This is a genomic window from Faecalibacterium sp. i25-0019-C1 (assembly GCF_042854225.1).
GTDB classification, from domain to species: domain Bacteria; phylum Bacillota; class Clostridia; order Oscillospirales; family Ruminococcaceae; genus Faecalibacterium; species Faecalibacterium taiwanense.
The window spans coordinates 1164388-1188800 of record NZ_AP031428.1 but is presented as its reverse complement, the minus strand read 5'-3'; the positions used below and the strand labels follow the sequence as shown (position 1 = coordinate 1188800).

Sequence of the window (24413 nt, the reverse complement as noted above, 5' to 3'; positions counted from 1 at the left end):
GCAGCAAACCCCAAAGTTCGCCGTTGAAAGCCCCGCCAGATGAGCTGCGCAGCGCATGAGGACTGCACAGCGAAGAGCAAAGGGAAAACAGAGCAGCTTAACACGCACCGCTGCCCGGATCACTGCACAGGGGGCAAAGCTTCACCAGGTCTTCCTTTGGCCGCAAATCCGCCCTGCCCCGGCAGGAGGTCACCTTTACTGGCCTTAGTATAGCATTGTTGCGTGCCTGTTGCACAGAACATGTCATAAATTGTCGGTACACATGTCATGAACTGCGCACGGGATGGCGCAGGTAAACCGGAACCACCGGTCGCGGCAGCTCACGGTGTACTCGGCACCGTACTTGCGCAGCACGTCCTGCACGTTGGCAAGGCCCATGCCGTGGCCGCTCTCCTTTTTGGTGGTGCCGGGCAGCTTGCCCTCCTCCAGCAGCAGGTCTTCCTGCACGCGGTTGCGCACCGAGATCAGGTATTCTTCCGGCGTTTTGCGGATGCGCACATACACCTCCGGCGGCAGGGCCTGCGCTGCGGCGCGGGTGGCGTTGTCCAGAAGGTTGGAGAGCACGATGACCATATCCATGCTGTCGAAGGGCATCCGCTTGAGATCGCACAGGTCAAAGTAAATATTCACGCCAACTTTTGCCGCTTCTTCGTATTTTTTGCTCAGAATGGAATCCAGCAGCGGGTTGTGGGTATCCATGATGGTGGTGCCCGCCGCCACCGTTTTGCTCACGCTGGCAATGTAGGCCTGTGCGCCTTTCAGATCCCCCTGATCCAGCAGAGCGGTAAGGGCTGTCATGTGGTTGGTGAACTCGTGGGTCAGGCGGCGCTGTTCCGTGTAGGAATCCAGCAGGGCTTCGGCACGCTGCTGTTCCAGCTGAGCACGGTAGCGGGAGTTCTGCCGCTGCACCACCTGATCGTTGAACATCTGCACGATGGCGATATGCACCAGCACCGCCACGCTCATGCCAAAGGTGAGTAGCATGGTCATCCGGGTAGCGGGCTGCTGGGTCCCTGTGACCATCAGCACGATGTTCAGCACCACAGCCACCCCGGGGAAAAAGGACATCACCAGCGCCTGCAGCGGCTGCAGAGCACACTTCTGGTTCCAGCTGTACAGGGAATGCGCAACTGCTGCACCCACGATAAGGTTCGCGGCGCACAGCGCGATCAGGCAGCCGGGGCGCTGCCATGCTTCGCCGGTGCGCACTCCTGTGAACCAGGAGTAGGTATAGTTGACCGTGTTCTCCACCAGCAGGCACATGGTGCCGTTGATCAGGCAGGCGGTGAGCTTATCGGCAAAGGTTCCGCCAAACAGCTGCGCCGTAACAAAAAGGTACAGCACATTGAGCAGGACGCTCTGCACATTGAAAAATGACATTCCTGTTGCGAGTGACAGGCCCAGCTGCCCCATACACAGCAGCTCTGCCCACAGAACCGGCCAGCGCAGTTTTCCCCTGCCCAGATAGGCCCACTCCACCAGAATAAAGGCGTTCCCCTGGACCAGACACACCAGATGCCCCAGCATCATTTCCGCAAATGCATCACTCATCCACATACTGCCCCTTCCATTCCAGATATGCGTTCTGGATGGCCGCATAGCCTGCGCGGCTCACGCTCAGCTCCACCCCGTTTTTCAGCAGGGCGCGGTAGCTGCGGATGCTGCGCACATATTTCATGTTCACCACATCGTTGCGGCTCACCTGCAAAAAGCCGTTCTCGTAGAGCATGGGCGGCAGGTCGGCGATCTTGCCGTAGTAGGTGCAGATGGGCCGGCGGGCAATGTCGCCGTAGACGTTGATCTGGCGCAGGTCGCTTTCCAGATAATAGATCTGATCCAGCGGAATTTCCGTTTCGGTGCGGTTGTGGTGCACCGTCAGGGTCTTGCGCTGGTCGGTCAGGGCGGCAAGCAGGTCGTCCAGACACTTGGGCAGGGTGCGCGCAATGTCCCGCTTGAGCAGGTAGCGGTAGGCGTTCACCGTGTAGCCTTCCAGCGCAAATTCCAGATAGGCCGAAACATACACCAGCATCAGGCCGGGGCACTTCTGCTTGAGCTGACGGCCCAGCACCATGCCGTTTGCACCGGGCATGTCCACATCCAGAAACGCCAGCTGATACAGCTCCAGCCCCGGCGTTGCAAGCACCTCGGCTGCGCTGGTGCAGACGGCGGTGTGCACCTGCACGCTGCGGGCGGTAAAGTAGACGGTGACATATTCTGCCATGCGCGCGCCGAACGCCGCATCGTCGTCACAGATCAGGATATGCATGGAAGGTTCCTTTCTGCCGCAAAAGGCCCCTCTTATTGATGGAATAGGAGGAGCCTGTCGTTAACCTGCTTGCCCTCTCAGTCAAACCCTTTCGGGTTTGCCAGCTCCCCCAAAGTGGGAGCCCTTGGCAGTCCATGCAAAGTGCATCTTTCCGTCCGGTCTTCTCCCTTTGGGTGAGTTGTCACCGAAGATTACAGAGAGGTAGAAGTTATTTATTTACGCAAAAAATTTATCGTAGATGCCAAAAGCAAAGATGAACAGCACGATCACCGGCAGCACGCAGGTCAGGTAGCCGCGCATCCAGTCGTGCATCTTGAGGCCCTTGCCGGTGTTGACTTCCTTTTTATAGTTGTCCCAGCCCCAGCCGTACTTGGTAACGCAGAACAGCAGGTACACCAAGCTGCCCAGCGGCAGGAACAGGTTGCTCACGAGGAAGTCCTCCAAATCCAGCACAGCGCCGCCGAACACGGCAAAGCCGTCCCATGCCCACACGTTGTAGCCCAGCACGCAGGGCAGCGAAAGCAGAGTGATGAGCACGAAGTTCACCAGACTGGATTTCTTGCGGCTGCAGCCGGTCAGCTCCATGCCGCAGCAGATGATGTTCTCGAACACGGCCAGCACGGTGGAAAGCGCCGCAAAGGCCATGAACAGGAAGAACAGGGAGCCCCACAACCGGCCCATGGCCATGTTGGCAAAGATGTTGGGCAGGGTAATGAAGATCAGGCTGGGGCCGCTGGTCTGGTCCACACCGTAGGTGAAGCAGGCCGGAAAGATGATGAGACCGGCGGTGATGGCCACGAAGGTATCCAGCACCACGATGCGGGCGGACTCGCCCAGCAGGGAGTGCTCCTTGCCGATGTAGCTGCCAAAGATGGACATTGCGCCAATGCCAAGGCTCAGGGTGAAGAAGGCCTGATTCATGGCGGACACCAGCGTGTTGACCACGCCCACCTCTTTCATGCGCCCGAAGTCGGGCACGAGGAAGAAGCTCAGGCCTTCCTTTGCGCCGGGCATGAACAGGCTGTTGACGGCCAGCACCACCATGATCACCAGCAGGGCGATCATCATGGCCTTGGTCACGCGCTCAAGGCCGTTCTGCAGGCCCTTGGCGCATACAAAGATGCCCAGTGCCACCACGAACACCATCCAGAAGGTCATCACGCCGGGGTCTGCCAGCATTTCGGTAAACTTGCCAGCCACCTGATCGGCGTTCAGGCCTGCCAGCTTACCGGTGGCGGTCATGTAGAAATAGTGCAGCATCCAGCCTGCCACGGTGGTGTAGAACATCATGAGCAGATAGCAGCCAATGAGGGTGAGGTAGCCGTGGATGTGCCACTTCTGGCCCGGCTTTTCCAGTGCCTGATAGGCCCGCACCGGGCTTTTGCGGGAAGCGCGGCCCACTGCAAACTCCATGGTCATGATGGGCAGGCCCAGAATGATGAGGAAGATCAGGTAGAACAGCACGAACGCGCCGCCGCCGCCCTGACCGGCAATATAAGGGAACTTCCACACGTTGCCAATGCCGATGGCACAGCCCGCCGAAAGCAGAATGAAGCCCAGCCGGGACTTCAGTTTTTCTCTTTCCATGATTCCAAACTCCTTGTTTTCCGTTCTGCTCTGCCCTGCCCTTTGCGGGGCCGGGCGAAGCGTTGCTTTTGTATTATAGCACAAATTTGGTCGAAGAACAGGGGCGCTTCAGTGAGATGAACTTTTGTTGTCAAAAGTATTCTTTGTCTTCCCCGCGTGCACAGCCCGTCCTGCCGCAGGGCCGTACTGCAATTTTCGTTGCAGGTGCGTCCGTTTTCGGTGTATTTGCGGCGGGCTTCAATTTTTCTCACCTGAAAGGTGAAGAGCTGACAGTTATTCACTTATATAAAAATGCCTTGCATAACAGCCGAGAACCATCTCTTGACAAACCAGCAAAAAGAAACTATACTACAAATAGAGAAGGTGCTGTCCGCAATGGTCAGCTTCCTCCGGCTAATTGGTCAATAAGAAGAATGACCGCTCACCGTTTGGAGACTGGGGCGGTCATTTCTTATTGTTATGGATCTCTTTGAAGATTGCCCATGCGATCTGAAATGTAATCCCAACTGTACCGCCAACAATGACGAACAGCTGCAGAACATCGTTCAACACCATGATGCATCCCCCCTTCCGCATTTGCGAACGGGGGAACAAACAATAAGCTTTTACGTCCCCCGGACGCTTGCCGGAGGAAAGCATGACCACCTGCGCTTGCAGACAGCACCTAATCACCGCCTTTTCGGGCGGCATCTTTATGATATCATAAAAAATAACATTTTACAATAAAGAAAGCACCCGCTGTACAGGTGCTTTCTTTTCGTTTATATAGGTATATAGGCTTACTTGCGCTTTTTGGGGGCAGTACCCTTGCCCACCGGGCCGCGGGGGCGGCGCTCGGCAGCCTTGGACTGCACTGCGGCGCTGCGGGTCTGGGCGCGGCCCTTGGCGGCAGCGGCACGCAGACCGTTGATCTCTGCCTTGGTCAGCTCACGGTAGGTGCCGGGCTTGAGCATTCCCAGCTTCACCACGCCCTCGGCATTGCGCTTCAGGCGCACCACCTCAAGGCCCACGGTCTCGCACATGCGGCGGATCTCGCGGTTCTTGCCCTCTTTCAGGGTCATTTCCATCACGGTGCGGCCCGGCTCGTCGGTAACAACATTGATGGCGCAGGGCATGGTCTTGGTGCCGTCGTCCAGCACAACGCCGCTGCTCAGCTTCAGGATCTGGCTTTCATCGGCGCGGGGCTGCACGGTGACGCGGTACAGCTTGGAGATGCCGCCCGACGGATGGGTGACGGCCTGCGCAAACGCGCCGTCGTTGGTCATGAGCAGCAGGCCCTCGCTGTCCTTATCCAGACGGCCCACCGGGTACAGGCGGGCGGGGATATCGCTCACCAGCTCCATCACGGTCTTGCGGCCCAGCTCGTCGCTGGCGGTGGTCACATAGCCGCGGGGCTTGTACAGGGCCAGATAGTACATCTGCTGATCCTTGCGGATATAGATGCGCTCGTCGTCCACGTGCAGCACGTCGCGGTTGGGGTCCATCTTGTCGCCCACCTTGACGGGGTGGCCGTTGACCTTCACGCGGCCCTCGGCAATGATCTGTTCTGCCGCACGGCGGGAGCACAGACCCTGTTCAGCCATGATCTTTTGAATACGTTCTTCTGCCATAATAAAACTCCTTGTGCGCCTCCCGGCGCTCAAAACGCGCACCTCTCCCCTGTTTTGGGGTGCGGGTGCGCCTGTATCAAAACTGTGAGTTGGAAGCTCACAGTTACGGCGATAGTAGTTAGCAGGCCAGCAGGGATCGGCACCGGATACTCCGGCAAGATGCGCGAAGCCATGTCTGAAGTGCAGGCTGCGACTAAAATCGACAGAAAAGCCTGCCGGGAAGTGCGAGGGCTACACCACGCTGGTGGTCTGGCGAGCGCAGGCGGGACGGAGTGTCCGGTGCCAAGCCCCCTCCCTTACTGCTCAGCAGGAGCAGCAGGCTCTTCCTTCTTTTCGTCCTTCTTGATGAGGGCGGCAACCTTGTCCACCAGCTCCGGCAGCATGGTCAGGGCACGGTTGATGGTGTCGGCGTTGTCCGACAGCTGGATGGTGCGCACGCAGCCGTCCTTTACCACGAGGAAGGCCACCGGCTGGATGTTCACACCCGCACCGGAGCCGCCGCCGAACAGGTCCTTGTTGGCGGCGTTCTTGCCGTCAAAGTCGGTGCCGCCGGAGGCAAAGCCAAAGCTCACCTTGGAAACCGGCAGGATGGTGGTGCCGTCCTCGGTGATGATGGGCTTGCCAATGATGGTGTTGGAGTCCACCATCTGGTGGATCTTCTCCATGGTAACGTTCATCAGGCCCTGAATGGGATGCTCAGCCATAAAACAGCTCTCCTTTATCGGTTTGATTCGGGCAAAGGCCCGTTGTCTGCAGATCCGGATACACGTATAGTGTACCACATTATAGGAAGATGTCCAATACTTTTTTGCGCCAGAACTCGTACAGCACCCGCACCGCCGCAAGGACGATGAACAGTGCCTGTGCGCTCACCCGGCAGGACACCCGGTCCTCCACGGTGGGCTGCCCGCTGCCAAAGTCCGGCAGGATGCGCAGCTCATCGAACTGCAGCCAGAGAAAGCGGTCCAGCACGCCCAGCACCGGGTACAGCCACGCCTGCAGCTTGCCGTAGCTGCGGGCAGCGGCGGCGGGGTCCTCCCCGCGCACACCAAGGCGCACCTGTATTTTTGTGATGCGCAGCGCACCGAACACAGCTTTGGTCAAAGTGCCCGCACCTTTGAGCATGGTGCAGAGGATCTCCAGCGTGATCTTTGCCTTTTTGCGCGGCTGGGCGGGCTTGTTTGCCTTGGCGGCAGCGGCGGCGGCCTTTTTGCGGGCCTTCTCCTCTGCCTTTTTCCGCTTGCGCTCGGCCCGCCATGCGGCAAACTTTGCCTTGACCTTGCCAAAGCCCCTGGGCGGCTCCGGGTTTTCCGGTGCGGGCGGCGGCTCCGGCTTCGGGTACTGGAACACCGGGAAGGTGATGCCCAGCGCACCGGCCTTTACGGTGAGCACGCCGTGCTCCCAGCACAGGTCTGCGCAGAAGGGGCACAGCAGCAACAGCACCAGTAAGATCAGCACCACCAGCAGCAGAATGCCGATCACCCGGAGGATGAACAGCAGCACTGCGCCCAGCGCGGCGAGGAATGCTCCCATGCGTTACCCCTCACTTTCTGTCGGTGATGCGTTTGTTTCCATTTCCTGCCCATGCACCGGCGGCAGGTCGGCCAGAGAAGAAAGGCCGAACACCCGCAAAAAGGTGTCGGTGGTGCGGAAGCTCACCGGCCTGCCCGGCAGGTCAAGGCGGCCGGCTTCCTCAATGAGGCCCTTTTCCAGCAGGCCCGACACGCTGGACGAGGAATCCACGCCGCGCACCTGCTCGATGAAGGCGCGGGACACCGGCTGGTTGTAGGCGATCACGGTCAGGGTCTCCATGGCGGCGGGGCCAAGGGGCACTGCGCGGCGGCTGTCCAGCAGACGGCGGATGCAGTCGGCCCACTCGGTCTTGGTGGCAAGCTGCCAGCGGGTGTTCAGGTGCAGCAGGCACAGGCCGCTGTCCTCCCGGGCGTAGCGCTCCCGCAGGGCTTCCAGCGCGGCTTCCACGCTGAGCTGCGGCAGCTGCACCGCCTGGGCCAGCTTGTCGGCACCAATGGGGTCGCCGCTGGCAAACAGCATGGCTTCCACGGCTGCACGGATCTGTTTCTGGTTCATTCCTTCTCCTTATCACGTTGGATGCGGCCCCGCTGCATGGTCAGCCGGCCCTCGTCGTCCAGCTTTACGCGGCCGCCGCGCACCAGCTCCAGCAAGGCCAGAAAGGTGGCCACGTTGGTGCTGCGGGTCTGCTGGCGGCTGAACAGCTGGCTCATTTTTGCCGCTGTACCGCTGATCAGGTGCCGCAGAATGTACACCACCCGGCTCGTCACCGACACCATGGGCGCTGTGACCAGCGGCTCGAACTGCTGCTGGGTAGGCTCCCGGCGCAGCTTGGTGCGGCCGGAAAGAACGGCCCAGTAATCCGCCAGTACCTGCGGCGCATGGTGCAGGTCGTAGGTGTTATCGAACTCCATTTCCATGGGCGGACGCACAAAAACCGGCGCAGCTTCGGCCTTTTGGCGCAAAAGCGCAGCCATGCGGCGGCACTGGTCGTACTCGATCAGCTGGCCGGTGAACTCCTGCTTCATGCGCTCGCCCTCTTCGCTGCGGGGCAAAAGCAGGTAGCTTTTCATCTCCACCAGCCGCGCGGCCATCTCGATGAAGGCGCTGGCGGCTTCCGGGTCCGGGTCGGCCCGCGCCACCGTGGCGGTGTACTGGTCGATCAGCTCCAGAATGGGGATGTTGTGCAGGTCCATCTTATGTTTGGCCACAAGCGCCAGCAATAATTCCAGCGGGCCGTCAAAATCTTCCAGATGGAAGGTCAGTTCTTCTGCCACGCTCACACCACCGTCCCAAGGCCGGCATAGTAGATGGAATACGCGATCTTATCAATGTAGCCGGTGCCCTTGCCCAGCAGCTCCCACACGATGTTGTTCAGGTAGTACAGGGGGGTATCCAGTGCGCCGAACCACACTGCCGCCAGCAGGGCGATCATGATATAGCGCTCGTACTTCATCAGGCCAAAGTAGATGCGCCGGGGCAGCACCACCAGCAGGATGCGGCTGCCGTCCAGCGGCGGCACCGGGATCAAGTTGAACACGGCAAGGCTCACGTTCATCAGCACAAGGTACTGCAGGAACATGGCAATGTAGATGGTGGCATCGTTCACCGGTGCCCAGTAGTACATGAGCTTCCACACCACCATGCCCACATAGGCAAGGAGGATGTTTGCCGCAGGGCCAGCCAGCGCGGTGAGGGCCATGCCCCACTTGGGGTTTTTGAAATTGCGGGGGTCGGTGGAGACGGGCTTTGCCCAGCCCACGCCCGCAAACACCATGCACAGCGTGCCCAGCAGGTCAAAGTGGGCAAAGGGGTTCAGCGAAAGCCGCCCCTGCCGCTTTGCGGTGTCGTCGCCCAGCAGCCATGCTGCCAGCGCGTGGCCGCACTCGTGGAAGGGGATGGCCACCAGCGCCACCAGCGCGCGGATGAGATAATAGATGCCCTGAGAGGTCATTCGATATTCCTGCCTTTTTTCAGTATACCATATATAATACTATTTTTTGAGGTTTTAGACAAGGGGGTAAACTCCTTCAGTCTCGCATGCGCTCGACAGCTCCCTCAGTGAGGGAGCCCTTGGCAGGGAGAAAAACTTTGCCGTACTGCCAAAGCCTCCCTCCCCGAGGGAGGTGGCATTGCGTAAGCAATGACGGAGGGAGTTTCCAAAAAAACGCAATATTTTTTGAAAAAAGGCTTGCATTTTGCCCGGTAATCTGCTACAATAGTCAAGCTGATTATTTTGATTCCTTACTTCACTGCAGGAGGTGCAAGTACCATGGCTAAATGTGAATGCTGCGGCAAGGGTGTTGCCTTTGGTATCAAGGTTTCTCACTCTCATCGTCGTTCCAACCGTACCTGGAAGCCGAATGTCCGTCGTGTCAAGGCGGTCGTTGAGGGTTCTCCCAAGTACGTCTACGCATGCTCCCGTTGCCTGCGCGCTGGCAAAGTTACCCGCGCTGTCTAATTTGGTGTATGTGGCCGGTCACTTTGTCGAGTGGCCGGCTTTTTTTGTTGCTGTAAGGAGGCAAAACACATGGCTCTGCCCAACGATCCCATCATGCTGCTGAGCGTGGTGAACCTGAAGCTGCGTGATTTTTACAAAAACCTCGATGCTCTGTGCGAAGACATGGATGCCGACAAGGCAGATCTGTGCGCAAAGCTCAAAGCTGTGGGCTACGAGTACGATGCCCAGCGCAACCAGTTCGTGTGATATTTCCAGAGAAAGCTTTCTTTTGATCGCTAACGACCGGCACCAACGTGCAGCGACTGCGCCCGGGCCGGTGAATATAGAAACAAGGAGTGCTTGATTTATGATCCAGGGTACCTATTACAAAGAGTGGAGCAGCGTGCTGAACCGCGAGATGGAGTTCAAGGTATACGGCAGCACCGGTGTGCCGGTGCTGGCCCTGCCTGCCCGCGGCGGCCGCTTTTATGATTGGGAGAACAACGGCATGCCCGATGCCATTGCCCCGCTGCTGAACGAGGGCAAGGTGCAGCTGTTCTGCGCCGACAGCATTGACGGCGAGGCCGTACTGAACGGCGACATCCCGGTGCGCCGCCGCGCCGAGATGGAGGAAAAGTACTTCGTCTATCTTACCGCCGAGCTGGCTCCCCGGGTGCTGGCCCTGAACGGTGCCGCAAAGGATGCCAAGCTGTGGTGTGTGGGCATCGACCTTGGCGCTGTGCACGCCGTCAACTGCCGCCTGCGCCGTCCCAAGCTCTTTGCCGGTGCCATCGGCCTTTCCGGCATCTACGATCTGGCCCGCTTCTGGGGCAGTGAAGCCGACGATCTGGTGCTGCGCTGCTCTCCCCTGCAGTATCTGGCCGAGAACGGCATCGCCGACAAGCTGGCTCTGGCCAAGGCCGAGGAGAACAGCCTGATGCTCTGCGCCGGTCAGGGTGCCTACGAGGACGATGCCAAAGCCGACACACAGGCGCTGGCCGATGTGCTGGCCGCACAGGGCCTGCCCGCCCACCTCGAGGTCTGGGGCGGCGATGTCTCCCACGAGTGGTACTGGTGGGGCAAGATGCTGGGCCTGTTTGTGCCGCGGATTCTGGAGAAGTAAAAGTGATTTGATAGAGGGAAGGCATTTGCAGTGCCTTCCCTCTTTTTGTTTGTATTTTTCAATTCCCTACTTGATTTATCGGGTTTGCTGTGCTATACTCATGCTGTAAGACGTATACCCCCTATGGGTAAAGGAGATATTTTATGGACAACGAGAAAAAGCCCTGCTGCTGTTGCGGCACGCCCGCCCAGCCCGAAGCTGCCACGGCTCCGGCCGCTGACGCATCCGCTGTGCCCACCGAAAGCGTCACCCCCTCCTGCTGCCGCCACAAGGACCGCACCCCTGAGGAACACAAGGCCCTGCTGAACCGGCTCAGCCGCATCGAGGGGCAGGTGCGCGGCATCCGCGGCATGCTGGAAAAGGATGCCTACTGCGTGGACATCCTTGTGCAGGTGGCGGCGGCGAACTCGGCGCTGAACAGCTTTTCCAAGGAGCTGCTGGCCCAGCACATCTCCACCTGCGTGGCGGACGACCTGCGCGCGGGCAGCGAGGCAAAGCTGGACGAGCTGGTGAATCTGCTGCCCAAGCTCATGAAATAAGAAGCCCTTTCCTGTGCATACTCAACGTAGGAGTGATATTTTATGGAACAATACAACGTTACCGGCATGAGCTGCGCAGCCTGCTCCGCCCGGGTGGAGAAGGCCGTGAGCAAGGTGCCCGGCGTTGCCAGCTGTTCGGTGAGCCTGCTGACCAACTCCATGGGCGTGGAGGGCACCGCCAGCTCTGCCGAGATCATCAAGGCCGTGCAGGATGCCGGTTACGGTGCCAGCCCCAAGCGTGCGGGCGCGGCGGCTGCCAGCTCCACCAGCGCCGACCTTGACGCGCTGGCCGACCACGAGACCCCCAAGCTCAAGCGGCGGCTCATTGCGTCGCTGGGCTTTCTGCTGGTGCTGATGTACTTCTCCATGGGCCACATGATGTGGGGCTGGCCCCTGCCCCGCTGGTTCGACGGCAACCACATCGCCATGGGCCTTGTGCAGCTGCTGCTGGCGGGCATCGTCATGGTCATCAACCAGAAGTTCTTCATCAACGGCTTCAAGGGCCTCCTCCACGGCTCGCCCAACATGGACACGCTGGTGGCCATGGGTTCCATGGCAAGCTTTGTGTGGAGCACCTACGCCCTGTTCGCCATGACCCGCGCGCAGGTGGACGGCAACAGCGAGCTGGTCATGCATTATATGATGGAGTTCTACTTTGAGTCCGCTGCCATGATCTTGACCCTCATCACGGTGGGCAAGATGCTGGAGGCCCGCTCCAAGGGCAAGACCACCGACGCGCTCAAGAGCCTGATGAAGCTTGCCCCCAAGACCGCCACCCTGCTGCGGGACGGTGCCGAAGTGACCGTGCCCATCGAGCAGGTGCAGAAGGGGGACATCTTTGTGGTGCGCCCGGGCGAGAACATCCCCGTGGACGGCATCGTGCTGGAAGGCACCAGCGCCGTGAACGAGAGCGCCCTGACCGGCGAGAGCATCCCCGTGGACAAGGCTGCGGGCGACAAGGTGAGCGCTGCCACCACCAACCAGTCCGGTTTCCTGCAGTGCCGGGCCACCCGCGTGGGCGAGGACACCACCCTTGCCCAGATCATCCGGATGGTCAGCGATGCCGCCGCCACCAAGGCTCCCATTGCAAAGATTGCCGATACGGTGTCCGGTTTCTTCGTGCCTGCGGTCATTACCATCGCGGTGGTCACCACCATCGTGTGGCTGCTGCTGGGCCGGGAGCTGGGCTATGCGCTGGCCCGCGGCATCTCCGTGCTGGTCATCAGCTGCCCCTGTGCGCTGGGTCTGGCAACGCCGGTGGCCATCATGGTGGGCAACGGGCTGGGTGCAAAGAACGGCATCCTGTTCAAGACCGCCGCTTCGCTGGAAGCTGCAGGCCGCACCCAGATCGTGGCGCTGGACAAGACCGGCACCATCACCAGCGGTGAACCAAAAGTGACCGACATTCTGCCCGCCGAGGGCGTTTCCGAGGCGGAGCTGCTCACCCTTGCCGCCGCACTGGAGCGCAAGAGCGAGCACCCGCTGGCAAAGGCCGTGCTGGCCTGCACCGACGCGCAGAAGCTCACCGCCCCCGAGGTATCCGGCTTTGCCGCCCTGCCGGGCAACGGTCTGGCCGCAAAGCTGGACGGCGTGGAGATCTTTGGCGGCAATGCGTCCTTTATCGGCACCAAAGTCACCGTGCCCGCACAGCTGCAGGAGAAGGCCGCAGCCCTTTCCGCACAGGGCAAAACGCCCCTGTTCTTCGGCGGAGCAGGCCGTCTGCTGGGCATCATCGCGGTGGCCGATACCATCAAGGAGGACAGCCCCCGCGCCATCCGGGAGCTGCAGGCCATGGGCATCCGCGTGGTCATGCTCACCGGTGACAACCAGCGCACTGCCGACGCCATTGGCAGGCAGGCCGGTGTGGACGAGGTGATCGCAGGTGTGCTGCCCGACGGCAAGGAAGCGGTCATCCGCCAGCTGCAGGCATCCGGCAAGGTGGCCATGGTGGGCGACGGCATCAACGATGCCCCGGCCCTGACCCGTGCCGACACCGGCATCGCCATCGGCGCAGGCACCGACGTTGCCATCGACGCGGCGGACGTGGTGCTGATGAACTCCAAGCTGTCGGACGTGCCCGCCGCCATCCGCCTGAGCCGTGCTGCCCTGCGCAACATCCACGAAAACCTGTTCTGGGCGTTCATCTACAACATCATCGGCATCCCGCTGGCCGCAGGCGTGTTCATCCCCTTCGGCCTGACGCTGAACCCCATGTTCGGTGCTGCTGCCATGAGCCTTTCCAGCTTCTGCGTGGTAAGCAACGCCCTGCGCCTGAACCTGTTCGACGTGCACAGCACAAAGCACGATCGTGCGGCAAAAAATGCTGCTTCCCTGCCCGCTGTCTCCGCACAGCCCGCAGCGGTTGCAAATAAAGAGAGTACCAAGGAGGACACTGCTATGAAAAAGACCCTGAAGGTGGAAGGCATGATGTGCGGCCACTGCGAAGCCCGCGTGAAGAAGGCTCTGGAAGCCCTGCCCGAGGTGGACGAGGCCGTGGTGAGCCACGAGGCCGGCACCGCCATCGTCACCCTGAACGCCGAGGTCGCCGACGACGTGCTGAAGAAGGCCGTTGAGGATCAGGACTACCCTGTGACCGGCATCCAGTAAACCGCCGCTGAATACTCCCCATCAAATGGAAAGGCCGCTGCATGTGAACCGTGCAGCGGCCTTTTTATCGTGTTTACAGGCTTTTAAAATTGATTCAGAATATCATGGTGTCCGATGTCCAACAGCAGAATGATCGTATCACCGTCGTACTGCCAGATGACCCGCACGTCCATGTTTACGCTGAACTCGAACAAGTCTACCGTGCCTTGAATACGCTTTGTGCGCAGCGACGGATACAGCGGGTCCATTTCCAGAATTTCCAGCTTCTTTTTCAGCTGCGCCCGCTCCGCTGCGTTCAAACGCTTCAGGTTCTTTATGAATCGTTTGGTGTAGGTGATCTTGTAATTCATTCGTCCGCACCGTCCAGCGCTTCAAACAGTGCGTCCACAGTGTCGAACACCGGCTGCTCCCCTGCCGCAATTTTGGCCTTTGCTTCGTTGATCTCGCTGCGCAGCTCGTCCAGATACTTTTTGGGGTAAACGGCTACCGGCATCAGCTCGATCACGCCATCCTTCTCCACGATCTCCAGCTTGTCGCCCTCACGCAGGCCCATCTTCATTACAATATCCTTTGGAATGGTGATCTGGGATTTTGTCCTCAATTCCGTCAGCATCCTTCATCCTCCTTTGTGCGATTTTCTTACTTTCTCACTTTTATTATACTCTGCTTTTTTCAAAAAGCAACCATGCACCATAAAATTTTACAAAGCGTCGTTTCTGTGGGTTCTTATTGTATTACGTCAAAAAGTATGTTAAACTAAAAATGCCACCCCAAAGGGTGGCGTTAAGGTGCTATCTGCAAGCGCAGGTGGTCATGCTTCCCTCCGGCAAGCGTCCGGGGGACGTAAAAGCTTATTGTTTGTTCCCCCGTTCGCAAACGCGGAAGGGGGGATGCATCATGGTGTTGAACGATGTTCTGCAGCTGTTCGTCATTGTTGGCGGCACAGTTGGGATTACATTTCAGATCGCATGGGCAATCTTCAAAGAGATCCATAACAATAAGAAATGACCGCCCCTGTCTCCAAACGGTAAGCGGTCATTCTTATTGATCCAACCGGAAGGAGCTGACCATTGCGGACAGCACCTTTTCTATTTGTAGTATAGTTATTTTTTGCCGTTTTGTCAAGAGAAGGTGCCCGCCTTCTCTTTTTCTTTCCCCATTTTCCTGTGCATTTTCACCCCGGAAGCTGTGGCTTTTTGCGCAAAAACTATTTGTTGACACGTTGTTTTTTCAGAGTTATACTTATTGCAACAACATTTGGTTTTGCTTCCAGTTATAAACCACAGCGAAAGGAGAAATGTATTTTGGGAGTATCCATTCAGGACCGCACAGACTTTCTGAACATGCTGGATGCCTGCAGGACCGAGCAGCAGCTGTTCAGCCGCCTGACCTTTGCGGTAATGTTCCACCAGACCGACCCGGCTGCACGGGAAGACCTGCTGGACGACGTGCGCGGCGCAGCCTGCAACATGCAGCTGCCCGCCGTCAATTACAAGATCGATCAATGGCTCAACACCTGCAAGCAGGCGTGGCAGGCCGACCCCGCAGCCTTTATGGCAGCCGTGAACGCGGACGCAAAGCAGCGCAAGCTTGCGCTGGAGGGCAGCGCGGCGCAGCCCGGCCTGCTGGCCGATGTGCCCATGCAGAGCGTTGCGTGGCTGGTGCCGCAGCTGCTGCCGCTGGGCGAAGTGTCGCTGCTGGGTGCCGACGGCGGCACCGGCAAGGGCATCTGGCAGGCACAGCTCATTGCCTATGTGACGGCGGGCAAGACCTCCGGCTTTTTTCCGCTGCCGCCGCAGCAGACCGGCAAGGTGCTGCTGCTTGCGGGCGAGGACGACCCCGGCAAGGTGCTCAAGGCCCGTCTGCTGGCGGCCGGGGCCGACATGAACCGGGTGCTGGTGCTGACCGCCGACGACTACTTTGGCAAGACCGGCCAGCCCCTTACCCTCAAGGATCAGGCACTGGCGGATTTTGCCGCCAAGGCCGGGCCGCTGCTGCTCATCGTGGACCCGCTGCAGAGCTTTCTGCCCTCCGATGTGGAGATGGCAAGCCGCAACCAGATGCGCAGTGCCCTGCTGCCGCTGCACGCCATTGCCGCAAAGCAGGGCTGCGCGGTGCTCATCGTGATGCACTCCAACAAAAAGCAGGGCGTTTCCGGCCGCGCACGTCTGGCCGACAGCTCGGATATCTGGGACATGGCCCGCAGCGTGCTGATGATGGGCCGCGCCAAGAACGACGGCAAAATTTATCTCAGCCACGAGAAAAACAGCTACGCCCGCCCCCAGCAGACGGTGCTGCTGCACATCGACGATGTGGAGGTGGAGGGCGTAAAGACTGCGCGGGCCGTGTTTGACGGCTACACCGACAAGAAGGATGCCGACTTCATTGAGGAGCGGCGGGTGCGCACGGCGGAGACCCGGCAGGACACCCGCAGCGCCATCCTGAACGTTCTGTCCGAGAGCCGCCTTGGGTCGATGGCAAATTCTCAACTCAAAAGTGCTGTACTTCAGGAGATCAAGTGCAGTGAAGCCACTTACAAACGCTCGTATGCTGAGCTTGTACGGGATGGCGACATTGCAAAATATCAGCTGTGCCAAAAGGACGGCGCGCGAGGGTGGTTTACCCGGCTGGCCTACCGTGGAGAAACACATGATACAGTGAGAAATATATAACTTACTTATGTTTCTTTTTGCCAGTGTATCAGGTTGATACACTGGCCTGCCCTGATACACTGACGCACTGTATCAATCAAGGGGCACTGTATCAGCTTGACACAGTGCATTTTTCATCGCATCAGCGTCAATAATCTGCCACTGTATCAGATAACACCTCCACCGTGATGCAGCACACGGCAAAGGCCAGCAGGGCGCAGTCCAGCGGGACACGGCGCAGCACCACCACCCGTTCGGTCAGGGTGGTAAAGGTCTGCACGGCCTGCACCGGCACGGTGCTGCCCAGCCAGAACAGCGCCACCGAAAGCGGCAGATGCACCGCCCGCGCTGCCAGCAAAGGCCGCAGCGAGATCTCGGCCGGGCAGATGGTGCGCACCTGCAAAAGCACCGACACCCCCTGCACACTGAGCGCCGCACAGCACAGCGTGCTGGCCCACAGCCCGGTGCGGGCGGCCTGATCGCAGCCGGAACACACTTCCAGCAGCATGGCGGGCAGCGCCGCCCACGGCTGTGGCAGCAATGCCCCGCACCCTGCCGCCAGCAGCCGGAAGTACAGCACAAAGCCGCAGAGCTTCAGGTAGGTCACTGCCGCCTGCGCGATCACCGCGTCCAGTGCGGGCAGCGGAATGGTTTCCCCCTGCGCGGGTGGAGCCTGCCCGGCCCCGCCCTGCATCCTGCACAGCAGCGCCGCCGTGAGGTATCCCGCCAGCAGCTGGGCCGCAAACAGCCGCACCCCCACCGCGCGGCTGCCCAGCATCTGCTGCCCTACCGTGAGGATGACAAAGGACGGCCCGCTGCACACACAGGCGGGCAGCAGCGCCGAGGCCTGCCGGGAGGTGAGCTGACCGGTGCGCACGGCTTCGGACGCAGCCACCGCCGCCGGTGCAAAGCCCCCCAAGGCCCCAATGAGCAGCACGCCGCCCGCACCCTTTGCCCGGATGCCCATGAGCCGCGCCGCAGGCCGGAACACAAAGCCCAGCCACTGCCCGGCCCCGCAGCCTGCCGCCAGCGCCGATACGATGAGGAACGGAAACAGCGATACCAGCAGCGGCCCGCCGCACAGCCGCAGCCCCGCCTGCAGGGCATCGGCACAGCGCTGCGGCGCGGCAAACACCAGAAACGCCGTGTACCCTGCCAGCGCCAGCAGCACGCCCCGCCGGAAATTCCAGCTTCGATTCATAACTCAGCCCTCCGCATCCATATATATGTAGCAGCGCGCCGCGGGCAGAACTGCGGGATGGGAGGGAATGGGATGTGTGCCAAGCGCAAAAAGCGGCTTTTGCTGCAAAGCTGGCTGGCCCTGCTGTTCCGTCAGCCGCCGCAGGGCTTTTACCACGCCCCTGCCGTCTACCTGAGCGGGGGCCGCATGGAGGTGGAGCACTTTTGCCGCATTCTGGCCTACAGCCCCGACCGGCTGTGCCTGCAGATGCCCCATGGCCGGTTGACCATCTACGGCGACGGGCTGAAGATCGTCACCCTTACCGCCAGCCGCCTGACCCTGCGGGGGCGGTTCGTGCGCACGGACTTTGCGGATGACTAGGAGGTGCCCATGGAACCGGTAAGCCTTTGGGCCGCGGTGGAGTTCACCGCATGCAATGGCAGCACCGAAGCCCTGCTTACCGCTGCCGCCCGGGCCGGGCTGCATCCCTACGGGGTAACGGCCCTGCCGGGAGGGTTTGGCGGGCGGTGCGCCGCGTGGCAGTACCCGCGCCTTGCCGCGCTGGCCCGCAAGCACCGGGTGCGGCTGCGCATCCGCCGGAAGCTGGGGCTGTATTTCCGTCTGCGCCCCTTGCTGCGCCGGGCCGGGCTTTGGGCGGGGCTGGCGGTGTTTGTGCCGCTGCTGCTCTTTGCACAGCAGTTCGTCTGGTATGCGGACACCTCTTCCCTCACCACCGGACAGGCTGCGCGGGCCTGCGCCGTCCTGCGGGAAGCGGGCCTGCAGCCCGGTGCGGCTGTGACCGAGGCAAAGCTCACCGCCGGGGAGTACGCCCTTTTGCACAGCGGCGAGTTCTCCTGGGCCAGCCTGAATTTTGCCAAAGGGCGACTGGTGGTGGAAGCCGCCGCGGCCAGGCCCAAGCCGGACATTGCCGCCGGAACACTGCACGGCATCCGGGCAAAATGCAGCGGCACTGTTCTGCGCACGAACCTTACCAGCGGCACCATGCTGGTGCAGCCGGGCCAGCAGGTGGAAGCCGGGCAGGGCCTGATCGGCACAGCCCGCGCCGAGCGGGACGGCACCCTGATCTTTGCGCCCGCCGCCGGAACGGTGGTTGCGCAGTTTGAGTGGAGCGACACCCGCACCGTGCCCCTGGAAGAGACGGTGCAGCAGTACACCGGCGCGTGCACCCGCACATACCGGGTGACAGTGTTCGGGCACACCTTCTCTCTGCCCGCCGCGCCTGCGCCGGAACATGCGGCGGTGATCCTCCGGCACTTTCAGCCGGAGGTGCCGCTGCTGGGCCTTGCCCTGCCCTGCTCTGTGGAGGAGACCTGCCGCTATGTGCAGCAGCCGGAAACGCTGCACCGCACCGAAGCGCAGGCCGCCGCGCTGGCCCGGCTGCAGAGCCTGCAGGCGCTGTACGCCGCATGGCCGGATGCGGAGCGCATCGCCCGCAAAGAGGACTGCACCGTGAACGGCAATGTGCTGGACTATACCGTTACCTACACCGTGGCAGCGGACATCTGCGGGTGAAAGGATTCCCATTGTAATTCGTCAAAAAGTATGCTAAACTAAAAATGCCACCCCAAAAGGGTGGCGTTAAGGTGCTATCTGCAAGCGCAGGTGGTCATGCTTCCCTCCGGCAAGCGTCCGGGGGACGTAAAAGCTTATTGTTTGTTCCCCCGTTCGCAAACGCGGAAGGGGGGATGCATCATGAAGTTGGAAGAGGTTCTGCAGCTGTTCGTCATTATTGGCGGTACAGTTGGAATTACATTTCAGATCGCATGGGCAATCTTCAAAGAGATCCATAACAATAAGAAATGACCGCCCCAGACTCTCAAACCGTGGCGGTCATTCTTATTGATCTAACCGGAAGGAGCTGACCATTGCGGACAGCGCCTTTTCTATTTGTAGTATAGTTGTTTTTTAGCGGCTTGTCAAGTCCCTTGCTCTGCAGCGGCACGTTCCGCCGCCTGCGCGTCGTACTCGGCAAGCAGGTCGTTGAGGTCGTACTGGTACTTGCTGTGGCAGAAGTGGCACACCACCTCGCAGGCGGGGTCCTCGTCGCGCATCCTCACCAGCTCCTTGCGGCCAAGGCTGAACAGCATCTCCTTGGTGCGCTCGGCGCTGCAGTCGCACTGGTAGTGCACATCGCGCTCGTCCAGCACGTTGGGGTCAAAGCCCGCCAGCGCCAGCTGCATCATGTCCTCGGGGGTCTTGCCCTCGTGCAGCAGGGTGGTGACGGACGGCATGGCCGCGATGTTCTTTTCCAGCTGATCGATCTCCGCATCGGTGGCACCGGGCAGCAGCTGCACCATAAAGCCGCCTGCGCACAGGATGGACAGGTCTTTGTCCACCAGCACGCCCAGCGCCATGACGGTGGGCACCTGCTCGCTGTAGGCGTAGTAGGCGGTCAGGTCCTCGGCGATCTCGCCGGAGACCAGCGGCACCTGCCCCACGGTAGGCTCCTTCTGCAGGCGGTTATCCCGGATGACGGTGAGCACACCGTCTTTGCCCACAGCGCCGCCCACATCCAGGTGGCCGTTCGGCTTTGCGGGCAGCTCCACCAAGGGGTGATCGATGCAGCCCTTCACGTTGCCGGTGCCGTCGGTGCAGGCAATGACCACGCCGGCGGGGCCGCCGCCGGACACACGCAGGGTGATCTGGTCACGGTCGTCCTTGAGCATGGAGCCCATCAGGGCCGCGCCGGTGAGCAGACGGCCCAGTGCCGCGCTGCAGGTGGCGCTGGTGGTGTGCAGCTTTTCGGCCTTGCGGACGATCTGGGTGGAATCCACGCCGCAGAACACGACCCCGCCGTTCTCCGACAGGCCGCGGATCAGATTTGCCATAAAGTTATCCCTCCAATTGTGTATACTGCTTGACTGCGCAGAAGAAATAGCGCTGGCTGTCCTCGGTCAGCGGGCCGAAGGTCTCGCCGTCGCAGACGCTTTCCAGCGCAAAGCCGTGCTTTTCCAGCGCGGTGCGGATGGTGTCAAGGTCATAGGTGTACTCGCAGAACTGCTCGTGGAAGTGCTCGCCGGTCTCGTGGTAGTCGATGTCCACGGTGATCTCCACACGGCGGTTCACGGCATCGTAGTGGTTGCGCCACACACAGGCGGCATCCTCTTCCTCAAAGGTGAACGCATTGTCGCCCAGCACGTTCCGGTGCTTGTAGGGCGTGTTCATATCGAACAGGAACACCCCGCCCTTCTCCATGAAAAAGCCCGCGTTGGCAATGGCGGTGTCGAGGTCCGGGATGTGGTTGAAGGTGTCAAAGGTGGACACCGCGCCCCGGATGGTGCCGTACAGATCGAGCTTGAGCAGGTCCTGCCGGAGCAGCAGCAGCCTGCCGGAAAGACCCAGCTGTTCGGCCTTATCGCGCACAACGCAGAGCATCTCCTCGGACTGGTCAATGCCGATCATATCATAGCCCGCCTGCGTGAGCATCAACGTCAGCTCACCGGTGCCGCAGCCAAGGTCGGCAAGGATGCCGTCGTGGATGCCGTGCTCCTTGAGCTTTGCATGGATGTGGGCATACAGGGCATCGTAATCGGCCTCGCCGTTGAATTCATCGTAGAAATAGGCAAATTCGTTGTAGGCCATGGTTTACTCCGCTTCCTGTTCCCCGGCCACAGCGGCATTGAGCACCGCCTGCAGCTCCGGGATGCCGTAGCCGTTCTCGCCGCTGGTCAGCACCACCTTCTGGCAGCCATAGGGGCGGCAGAGGTTCTCAAAGTCTTCCAGCGTCTTGGCCAGCTGGCTCTTTTTGAGCTTGTCGGCCTTGGTCAGGGCCACCACGTAGGGGATCTGGTGATAGTGCAGGTAGCGCAGCATCTGCTCATCGTCGGCGCTGGGGGCGTGGCGGCAGTCCAGCAGCTGCACCAGCAGGGTGTGGTGGCGGGGTGCTTCAAAGTAGCTGTTGATGAGGTCGTCCCAGCGCTCACGGTCGGCGTTGCTCACCTTGGCGTAGCCGTAGCCGGGCAGGTCCACAAAGTAGCAGTCGTCCACCGAATAGAAATTGATGGTGGCCGTTTTGCCCGGCGTACTGGACACACGGGCAAGGTTTTTGCGGCTGCACAGCTTATTGATGAGGCTGGATTTGCCCACGTTGGACCGCCCCGAAAAGCTCAGCTCCGGGCGGTCGCTCTCGGGCAGCTGGCTGGAAATGCCGTAGCTGGCAATGAAATCAGCTTTGTTGTAATTCATGGAGCTTTCCTTTCTTGTGGTACGTCAAACCCTCTCAGTCTCGTCACTTCGTTCCTCGCCAGCTCCCCCGAAGGGGGAGCTCTTTCATCTGGTGGAAAACATCCCTTAAGCTCCCCCCTTCGGGGGAGCTGGCACGGCGCAAGCCGTGACTGAGAGGGTTTCTATTATTCTCAGCACACCGCGCCGGGCTGGGGCTTTTCTGCGGTGGGCGGCACAATGGCGGCGTCTGCCGCCTTTTTCTTTGCATGGGTGCGGCTGGGAGCCTTGGCCTTCTTTGCGTTCTGGGGCTTGAGCAGGGCCGCGTTCAGCACCTGCGTCAGGCTCTGCATGGGCAGGAAGGTGAGGTTCTTCTTCACCTCGTCGTCCACCTCATACAGGTCGGGTTCGTTGTCCTTGGGGATGAGCACCGTTTTCATGCCCTCGCGGTAGGCCGCCATGCTCTTTTCCCGCAGGCCGCCGATGGGCAGCACGTTGCCGTGCAGGGTGATCTCGCCGGTCATGGCCACATCACCGCGCACCGGGATGCCGGACAGGCAGGACACCAGCGCCGTGGTCAGGGTGACACCGGCAGAAGGGCCGTCCTTGGGCACTGCGCCCTCCGGGGCGTGGATGTGCAGGTCGCACTTCTTGAGCTTTTCCGGGTCGATGCCGTACTCGGCGGCGTGCACGCGCACCCACGTAACGGCCAGCTGAGCGCTCTCCTTCATCACGTCGCCCAGCGAACCGGTGACGGTGATCTTGCCGCTGCCGTTGTCCATCACCTGCACCTCAATGGGAAGGGTCTCGCCGCCCACGCTGGTCCATGCCAGACCGTTGGCGATGCCCACCGCGTTGGTGCGGTTGAGGAAGTCGGGCTTGACGAAGCGGGGGCCAAGCAGCTGTTCCAGCATGGTGCCGGTAACGGAGACGCTTTCCACCTCGCCTGCGGCGATCTTGCGGGCGCACTTGCGCAGCACGCTGGTGATGGTGCGTTCCAGATTGCGCACACCGGCCTCACGGGTGTAGCCGTCAATGATGCCGTACAGCGTGCTCTGGCTCAGCGTGACCTTGCCGGTCAGGCCGCAGGCCTTGAGCTGCTTGGGCAGCAGGTGCTTGCGGGCAATGTTGTATTTTTCCACGCGGGTGTAGCTGGGCAGCTCGATCACGTCCATGCGGTCACGCAGGGGGCCGGGGATGCTGCCCAGATCGTTGGCGGTGGTGATAAAGAGCACATGGCTCAAATCGAACGGGATATCGATGAAATGATCGTTGAAGGTGCTGTTCTGCTCCGGGTCCAGCGCTTCCAGCAGGGCTGCGGCCGGGTCGCCGCGGAAGTCGCCTGCCAGCTTGTCGATCTCGTCCAGCAGCATGAGGGGGTTCGCGCTCTTGGCAGAGATCATGGCAGTGATGATCTTGCCGGGCATCGCGCCGATATAGGTGCGGCGGTGGCCGCGGATCTCGGCTTCATCCCGCACGCCGCCAAGGCTGATGCGCACATACTTGCGGCCCAGACTTTCGGCGATGGAGCGTGCAATACTGGTCTTGCCCACGCCCGGAGGGCCTACAAGGCAGATGATCTGTGCCTTCACGTCCGGTGCCAGCTTGCGCACGGCCAGCGTTTCCAGAATGCGGTCCTTCACCTTTTTCAGGCCGTAGTGGTCGCGGTCCAAAATCTGCTGTGCGCGGCTGATATCAAGGTCGTCCACCGTAAAGGTGTTCCACGGCAGGTCAAGGCAGGTGTCCAGATAGGTGCGGATGACCGTTGCCTCCTGATTGGAGCCCTGCATCTTGGCAAGGCGGTCCACTTCCTTGAGCAGCTTCTTCTCGCTGTCCTCGGCAAGGTGCAGCCCGGTGATCCTGCGGCGGTACTCGTCGGCCTCGGCGTGGGTGTCGTCGCCCTCGCCCAGCTCGTCGCTGATGATGTGCAGCTGTTCGTGCAGGTAGTAATCGCGCTGGTTCTTGTCCATGGACTCGTTGACCTTTTCCGCGATCTCCTTTTCAATTTTCATCACCTGACACTCACGGCGCAGCATCTCGATGAGCTTTTTCAGCCGTCCGTTCAGGGTGCCCTCGTCCATCACGGCCTGCTTGTCCTCGTAGCGGAACAGCAGGTTTGCAGGCATGTACTCGCTGAGGAAGGCGGGGTCGTCGCTGGAAACGATGGCAAACACCACGTCCTTGCCAAGGCGCGGGTTCATGCCAAGGTACTCGTCAAACCCGGCCTTGAGGGCGCGCAGCAGTGCTTCGGTCTCCACGGCATCGTCGGCCTTGCCTGCGCGCACCGGGGCCGGGCGCACCTCCGAAAGCAGAAAATCGCCGCTGGCATCCAGTGCACTGAGCTTTGCACGGTACTTGCCCTCCACCAGGACCTTTACAAGGTCCCCGGAGACGCGCAGCACCTGCTTGACCTCGGCCACCACGCCGTAGCTGAACAGGTCTGCCTGCTGCGGCTCGGTGGTGTCCATGGACTTCTGTGCCACCAGAAACACGTTGGAATTATTTGCCATTGCCCACTCCACGGCGGCAATGCTCTTTTCGCGGCCCACCTCAAAGTGGACGAGATTGTTGGGGAACACCACCAGCCCCCGCAGGGCGATGGTGGGCAGATGCAGCTTTTTGCGCTCCACCTTGATGGTAACTTTTTCACTCATAGTGCAAACACCTCCCGGCTGCCGCGCACTTTCCCACGGCGGCA

The 24413-nt window shown here is 60.6% G+C and carries 25 protein-coding genes; 9 read left to right on the top strand and 16 right to left on the bottom strand.

What is annotated here, in order from left to right:
• Nucleotides 1–243 precede the first annotated feature (243 nt).
• From ACGHUK_RS05835 to ACGHUK_RS05825, 3 genes are all read right to left on the bottom strand, one after another.
• Entirely contained in the window at nucleotides 244–1551 is a 1308-nt protein-coding gene (locus ACGHUK_RS05835) for a sensor histidine kinase (protein ID WP_390575459.1), read from the bottom strand.
• Nucleotides 1544–2266 (bottom strand): LytR/AlgR family response regulator transcription factor, encoded by a 723-nt coding sequence (locus tag ACGHUK_RS05830; RefSeq protein WP_390575456.1) that lies wholly within the window; start codon nucleotides 2264–2266, stop codon nucleotides 1544–1546. Before ACGHUK_RS05830 ends, ACGHUK_RS05835 begins: the two co-directional genes overlap by 8 nt.
• A 216-nt stretch (nucleotides 2267–2482) precedes the next feature.
• Nucleotides 2483–3853 (bottom strand): sodium-dependent transporter, encoded by a 1371-nt coding sequence (locus tag ACGHUK_RS05825; RefSeq protein WP_390575454.1) that lies wholly within the window; start codon nucleotides 3851–3853, stop codon nucleotides 2483–2485.
• A gap of 68 nt (nucleotides 3854–3921) precedes the next feature.
• On the opposite strand from ACGHUK_RS05825, the gene ACGHUK_RS05820 reads away from it, so the two are divergent.
• Nucleotides 3922–4326 (top strand): hypothetical protein, encoded by a 405-nt coding sequence (locus ACGHUK_RS05820; protein WP_390575451.1) that lies wholly within the window; start codon nucleotides 3922–3924, stop codon nucleotides 4324–4326.
• A gap of 306 nt (nucleotides 4327–4632) precedes the next feature.
• Here ACGHUK_RS05820 and ACGHUK_RS05815 read toward each other — a convergent pair whose 3' ends face one another.
• The 6 genes from ACGHUK_RS05815 to ACGHUK_RS05790 all read right to left on the bottom strand — a co-directional run bounded on the left by ACGHUK_RS05815 (nucleotide 4633) and on the right by ACGHUK_RS05790 (nucleotide 8947).
• Nucleotides 4633–5463: a pseudouridine synthase gene (locus ACGHUK_RS05815; RefSeq protein WP_005941260.1), complete on the bottom strand. Its 831-nt coding sequence runs from the start codon at nucleotides 5461–5463 to the stop codon at nucleotides 4633–4635.
• A gap of 296 nt (nucleotides 5464–5759) precedes the next feature.
• Nucleotides 5760–6167, bottom strand: a complete 408-nt coding sequence (gene ytfJ / locus ACGHUK_RS05810; protein WP_005941263.1) for a GerW family sporulation protein — start codon at nucleotides 6165–6167, stop codon at nucleotides 5760–5762.
• Between the two features lie 79 nt (nucleotides 6168–6246).
• On the bottom strand, nucleotides 6247–6996 hold the full coding sequence (locus ACGHUK_RS05805; protein WP_097801861.1) for a hypothetical protein: 750 nt from the start codon (nucleotides 6994–6996) through the stop codon (nucleotides 6247–6249).
• Between the two features lie 3 nt (nucleotides 6997–6999).
• On the bottom strand, nucleotides 7000–7551 hold the full coding sequence (gene scpB, locus ACGHUK_RS05800) for an SMC-Scp complex subunit ScpB (protein WP_390508492.1): 552 nt from the start codon (nucleotides 7549–7551) through the stop codon (nucleotides 7000–7002).
• On the bottom strand, nucleotides 7548–8270 hold the full coding sequence (locus ACGHUK_RS05795) for a ScpA family protein (RefSeq protein WP_097778376.1): 723 nt from the start codon (nucleotides 8268–8270) through the stop codon (nucleotides 7548–7550). Before ACGHUK_RS05795 ends, scpB begins: the two co-directional genes overlap by 4 nt.
• 2 nt (nucleotides 8271–8272) lie before the next feature.
• A complete protein-coding gene (locus ACGHUK_RS05790) occupies nucleotides 8273–8947 on the bottom strand; it encodes a site-2 protease family protein (protein ID WP_349936079.1) in 675 nt (224 codons plus the stop codon).
• A 318-nt stretch (nucleotides 8948–9265) separates the two neighbouring features.
• Here ACGHUK_RS05790 and rpmB point away from each other — a divergent pair, with 318 nt between their 5' ends.
• The 5 genes from rpmB to ACGHUK_RS05765 all read left to right on the top strand — a co-directional run bounded on the left by rpmB (nucleotide 9266) and on the right by ACGHUK_RS05765 (nucleotide 13702).
• Nucleotides 9266–9454 (top strand): 50S ribosomal protein L28, encoded by a 189-nt coding sequence (gene rpmB / locus ACGHUK_RS05785; protein ID WP_082210844.1) that lies wholly within the window; start codon nucleotides 9266–9268, stop codon nucleotides 9452–9454.
• A 69-nt stretch (nucleotides 9455–9523) separates the two neighbouring features.
• Complete coding sequence (locus ACGHUK_RS05780) at nucleotides 9524–9700, top strand: DUF4250 domain-containing protein (RefSeq protein WP_097774886.1); 177 nt, start codon at nucleotides 9524–9526, stop codon at nucleotides 9698–9700.
• A gap of 100 nt (nucleotides 9701–9800) precedes the next feature.
• Nucleotides 9801–10556, top strand: coding sequence for an esterase family protein (locus ACGHUK_RS05775; protein ID WP_390575448.1), 756 nt, complete (start codon nucleotides 9801–9803; stop codon nucleotides 10554–10556).
• Between the two features lie 143 nt (nucleotides 10557–10699).
• Complete coding sequence (locus ACGHUK_RS05770; protein ID WP_317850999.1) at nucleotides 10700–11095, top strand: metal-sensing transcriptional repressor; 396 nt, start codon at nucleotides 10700–10702, stop codon at nucleotides 11093–11095.
• 42 nt (nucleotides 11096–11137) lie between these two features.
• Nucleotides 11138–13702: a heavy metal translocating P-type ATPase gene (locus ACGHUK_RS05765; RefSeq protein WP_097777913.1), complete on the top strand. Its 2565-nt coding sequence runs from the start codon at nucleotides 11138–11140 to the stop codon at nucleotides 13700–13702.
• An 83-nt stretch (nucleotides 13703–13785) separates the two neighbouring features.
• On the opposite strand, the gene ACGHUK_RS05760 is transcribed toward ACGHUK_RS05765, so the two are convergent.
• Nucleotides 13786–14052, bottom strand: coding sequence for a type II toxin-antitoxin system mRNA interferase toxin, RelE/StbE family (locus ACGHUK_RS05760; RefSeq protein WP_097774883.1), 267 nt, complete (start codon nucleotides 14050–14052; stop codon nucleotides 13786–13788).
• Nucleotides 14049–14315, bottom strand: coding sequence for an AbrB/MazE/SpoVT family DNA-binding domain-containing protein (locus ACGHUK_RS05755; protein WP_097774882.1), 267 nt, complete (start codon nucleotides 14313–14315; stop codon nucleotides 14049–14051). The genes ACGHUK_RS05760 and ACGHUK_RS05755 overlap by 4 nt, the downstream gene beginning before the upstream one ends.
• A 691-nt stretch (nucleotides 14316–15006) precedes the next feature.
• Between ACGHUK_RS05755 and ACGHUK_RS05750 the strand changes: the two genes are divergently transcribed.
• Nucleotides 15007–16374 (top strand): AAA family ATPase, encoded by a 1368-nt coding sequence (locus tag ACGHUK_RS05750; RefSeq protein WP_390575444.1) that lies wholly within the window; start codon nucleotides 15007–15009, stop codon nucleotides 16372–16374.
• Nucleotides 16375–16501: 127 nt separating this feature from the next.
• Here ACGHUK_RS05750 and ACGHUK_RS05745 read toward each other — a convergent pair whose 3' ends face one another.
• Nucleotides 16502–17554, bottom strand: coding sequence for a hypothetical protein (locus tag ACGHUK_RS05745; protein ID WP_390575441.1), 1053 nt, complete (start codon nucleotides 17552–17554; stop codon nucleotides 16502–16504).
• A gap of 72 nt (nucleotides 17555–17626) precedes the next feature.
• On the opposite strand from ACGHUK_RS05745, the gene ACGHUK_RS05740 reads away from it, so the two are divergent.
• Complete coding sequence (locus tag ACGHUK_RS05740; protein ID WP_242961860.1) at nucleotides 17627–17914, top strand: YabP/YqfC family sporulation protein; 288 nt, start codon at nucleotides 17627–17629, stop codon at nucleotides 17912–17914.
• 9 nt (nucleotides 17915–17923) lie between these two features.
• Nucleotides 17924–19066: a sporulation protein YqfD gene (locus ACGHUK_RS05735; protein WP_390575438.1), complete on the top strand. Its 1143-nt coding sequence runs from the start codon at nucleotides 17924–17926 to the stop codon at nucleotides 19064–19066.
• 404 nt (nucleotides 19067–19470) lie between these two features.
• On the opposite strand, the gene hslO is transcribed toward ACGHUK_RS05735, so the two are convergent.
• The 4 genes from hslO to lon form a co-directional block, all read right to left on the bottom strand.
• Nucleotides 19471–20382 (bottom strand): Hsp33 family molecular chaperone HslO, encoded by a 912-nt coding sequence (hslO, locus tag ACGHUK_RS05730; RefSeq protein WP_097777920.1) that lies wholly within the window; start codon nucleotides 20380–20382, stop codon nucleotides 19471–19473.
• A gap of 4 nt (nucleotides 20383–20386) precedes the next feature.
• Nucleotides 20387–21136, bottom strand: coding sequence for a class I SAM-dependent DNA methyltransferase (locus ACGHUK_RS05725; protein WP_390575435.1), 750 nt, complete (start codon nucleotides 21134–21136; stop codon nucleotides 20387–20389).
• Between the two features lie 3 nt (nucleotides 21137–21139).
• The gene (gene yihA, locus ACGHUK_RS05720; protein ID WP_005940358.1) at nucleotides 21140–21739 is read right to left on the bottom strand and encodes a ribosome biogenesis GTP-binding protein YihA/YsxC; all 600 of its coding nucleotides are present in this window, start codon (nucleotides 21737–21739) and stop codon (nucleotides 21140–21142) included.
• Between the two features lie 170 nt (nucleotides 21740–21909).
• Nucleotides 21910–24369, bottom strand: coding sequence for an endopeptidase La (gene lon, locus ACGHUK_RS05715; protein WP_390575433.1), 2460 nt, complete (start codon nucleotides 24367–24369; stop codon nucleotides 21910–21912).
• Nucleotides 24370–24413: the final 44 nt, after the last annotated feature.

What these genes read in the sequence shown, in the direction of transcription:
- scpB (WP_390508492.1), bottom strand. Translation starts at nt 7,551, where the DNA reads ATGAACCAGAAACAGATCCGTGCAGCCGTGGAAGCCATGCTGTTTGCC.
- ACGHUK_RS05775 (WP_390575448.1), top strand. Translation starts at nt 9,801, where the DNA reads ATGATCCAGGGTACCTATTACAAAGAGTGGAGCAGCGTGCTGAACCGC.
- ACGHUK_RS05765 (WP_097777913.1), top strand. Translation starts at nt 11,138, where the DNA reads ATGGAACAATACAACGTTACCGGCATGAGCTGCGCAGCCTGCTCCGCC.
- ACGHUK_RS05815 (WP_005941260.1), bottom strand. Translation starts at nt 5,463, where the DNA reads ATGGCAGAAGAACGTATTCAAAAGATCATGGCTGAACAGGGTCTGTGC.
- ACGHUK_RS05770 (WP_317850999.1), top strand. Translation starts at nt 10,700, where the DNA reads ATGGACAACGAGAAAAAGCCCTGCTGCTGTTGCGGCACGCCCGCCCAG.
- ytfJ (WP_005941263.1), bottom strand. Translation starts at nt 6,167, where the DNA reads ATGGCTGAGCATCCCATTCAGGGCCTGATGAACGTTACCATGGAGAAG.
- ACGHUK_RS05780 (WP_097774886.1), top strand. Translation starts at nt 9,524, where the DNA reads ATGGCTCTGCCCAACGATCCCATCATGCTGCTGAGCGTGGTGAACCTG.
- ACGHUK_RS05805 (WP_097801861.1), bottom strand. Translation starts at nt 6,996, where the DNA reads ATGGGAGCATTCCTCGCCGCGCTGGGCGCAGTGCTGCTGTTCATCCTC.
- rpmB (WP_082210844.1), top strand. Translation starts at nt 9,266, where the DNA reads ATGGCTAAATGTGAATGCTGCGGCAAGGGTGTTGCCTTTGGTATCAAG.
- ACGHUK_RS05745 (WP_390575441.1), bottom strand. Translation starts at nt 17,554, where the DNA reads ATGAATCGAAGCTGGAATTTCCGGCGGGGCGTGCTGCTGGCGCTGGCA.
- lon (WP_390575433.1), bottom strand. Translation starts at nt 24,369, where the DNA reads ATGAGTGAAAAAGTTACCATCAAGGTGGAGCGCAAAAAGCTGCATCTG.
- ACGHUK_RS05835 (WP_390575459.1), bottom strand. Translation starts at nt 1,551, where the DNA reads ATGAGTGATGCATTTGCGGAAATGATGCTGGGGCATCTGGTGTGTCTG.
- hslO (WP_097777920.1), bottom strand. Translation starts at nt 20,382, where the DNA reads ATGGCAAATCTGATCCGCGGCCTGTCGGAGAACGGCGGGGTCGTGTTC.
- yihA (WP_005940358.1), bottom strand. Translation starts at nt 21,739, where the DNA reads ATGAATTACAACAAAGCTGATTTCATTGCCAGCTACGGCATTTCCAGC.
- ACGHUK_RS05790 (WP_349936079.1), bottom strand. Translation starts at nt 8,947, where the DNA reads ATGACCTCTCAGGGCATCTATTATCTCATCCGCGCGCTGGTGGCGCTG.
- ACGHUK_RS05735 (WP_390575438.1), top strand. Translation starts at nt 17,924, where the DNA reads ATGGAACCGGTAAGCCTTTGGGCCGCGGTGGAGTTCACCGCATGCAAT.
- ACGHUK_RS05725 (WP_390575435.1), bottom strand. Translation starts at nt 21,136, where the DNA reads ATGGCCTACAACGAATTTGCCTATTTCTACGATGAATTCAACGGCGAG.
- ACGHUK_RS05760 (WP_097774883.1), bottom strand. Translation starts at nt 14,052, where the DNA reads ATGAATTACAAGATCACCTACACCAAACGATTCATAAAGAACCTGAAG.
- ACGHUK_RS05755 (WP_097774882.1), bottom strand. Translation starts at nt 14,315, where the DNA reads ATGCTGACGGAATTGAGGACAAAATCCCAGATCACCATTCCAAAGGAT.
- ACGHUK_RS05740 (WP_242961860.1), top strand. Translation starts at nt 17,627, where the DNA reads ATGTGTGCCAAGCGCAAAAAGCGGCTTTTGCTGCAAAGCTGGCTGGCC.
- ACGHUK_RS05825 (WP_390575454.1), bottom strand. Translation starts at nt 3,853, where the DNA reads ATGGAAAGAGAAAAACTGAAGTCCCGGCTGGGCTTCATTCTGCTTTCG.
- ACGHUK_RS05830 (WP_390575456.1), bottom strand. Translation starts at nt 2,266, where the DNA reads ATGCATATCCTGATCTGTGACGACGATGCGGCGTTCGGCGCGCGCATG.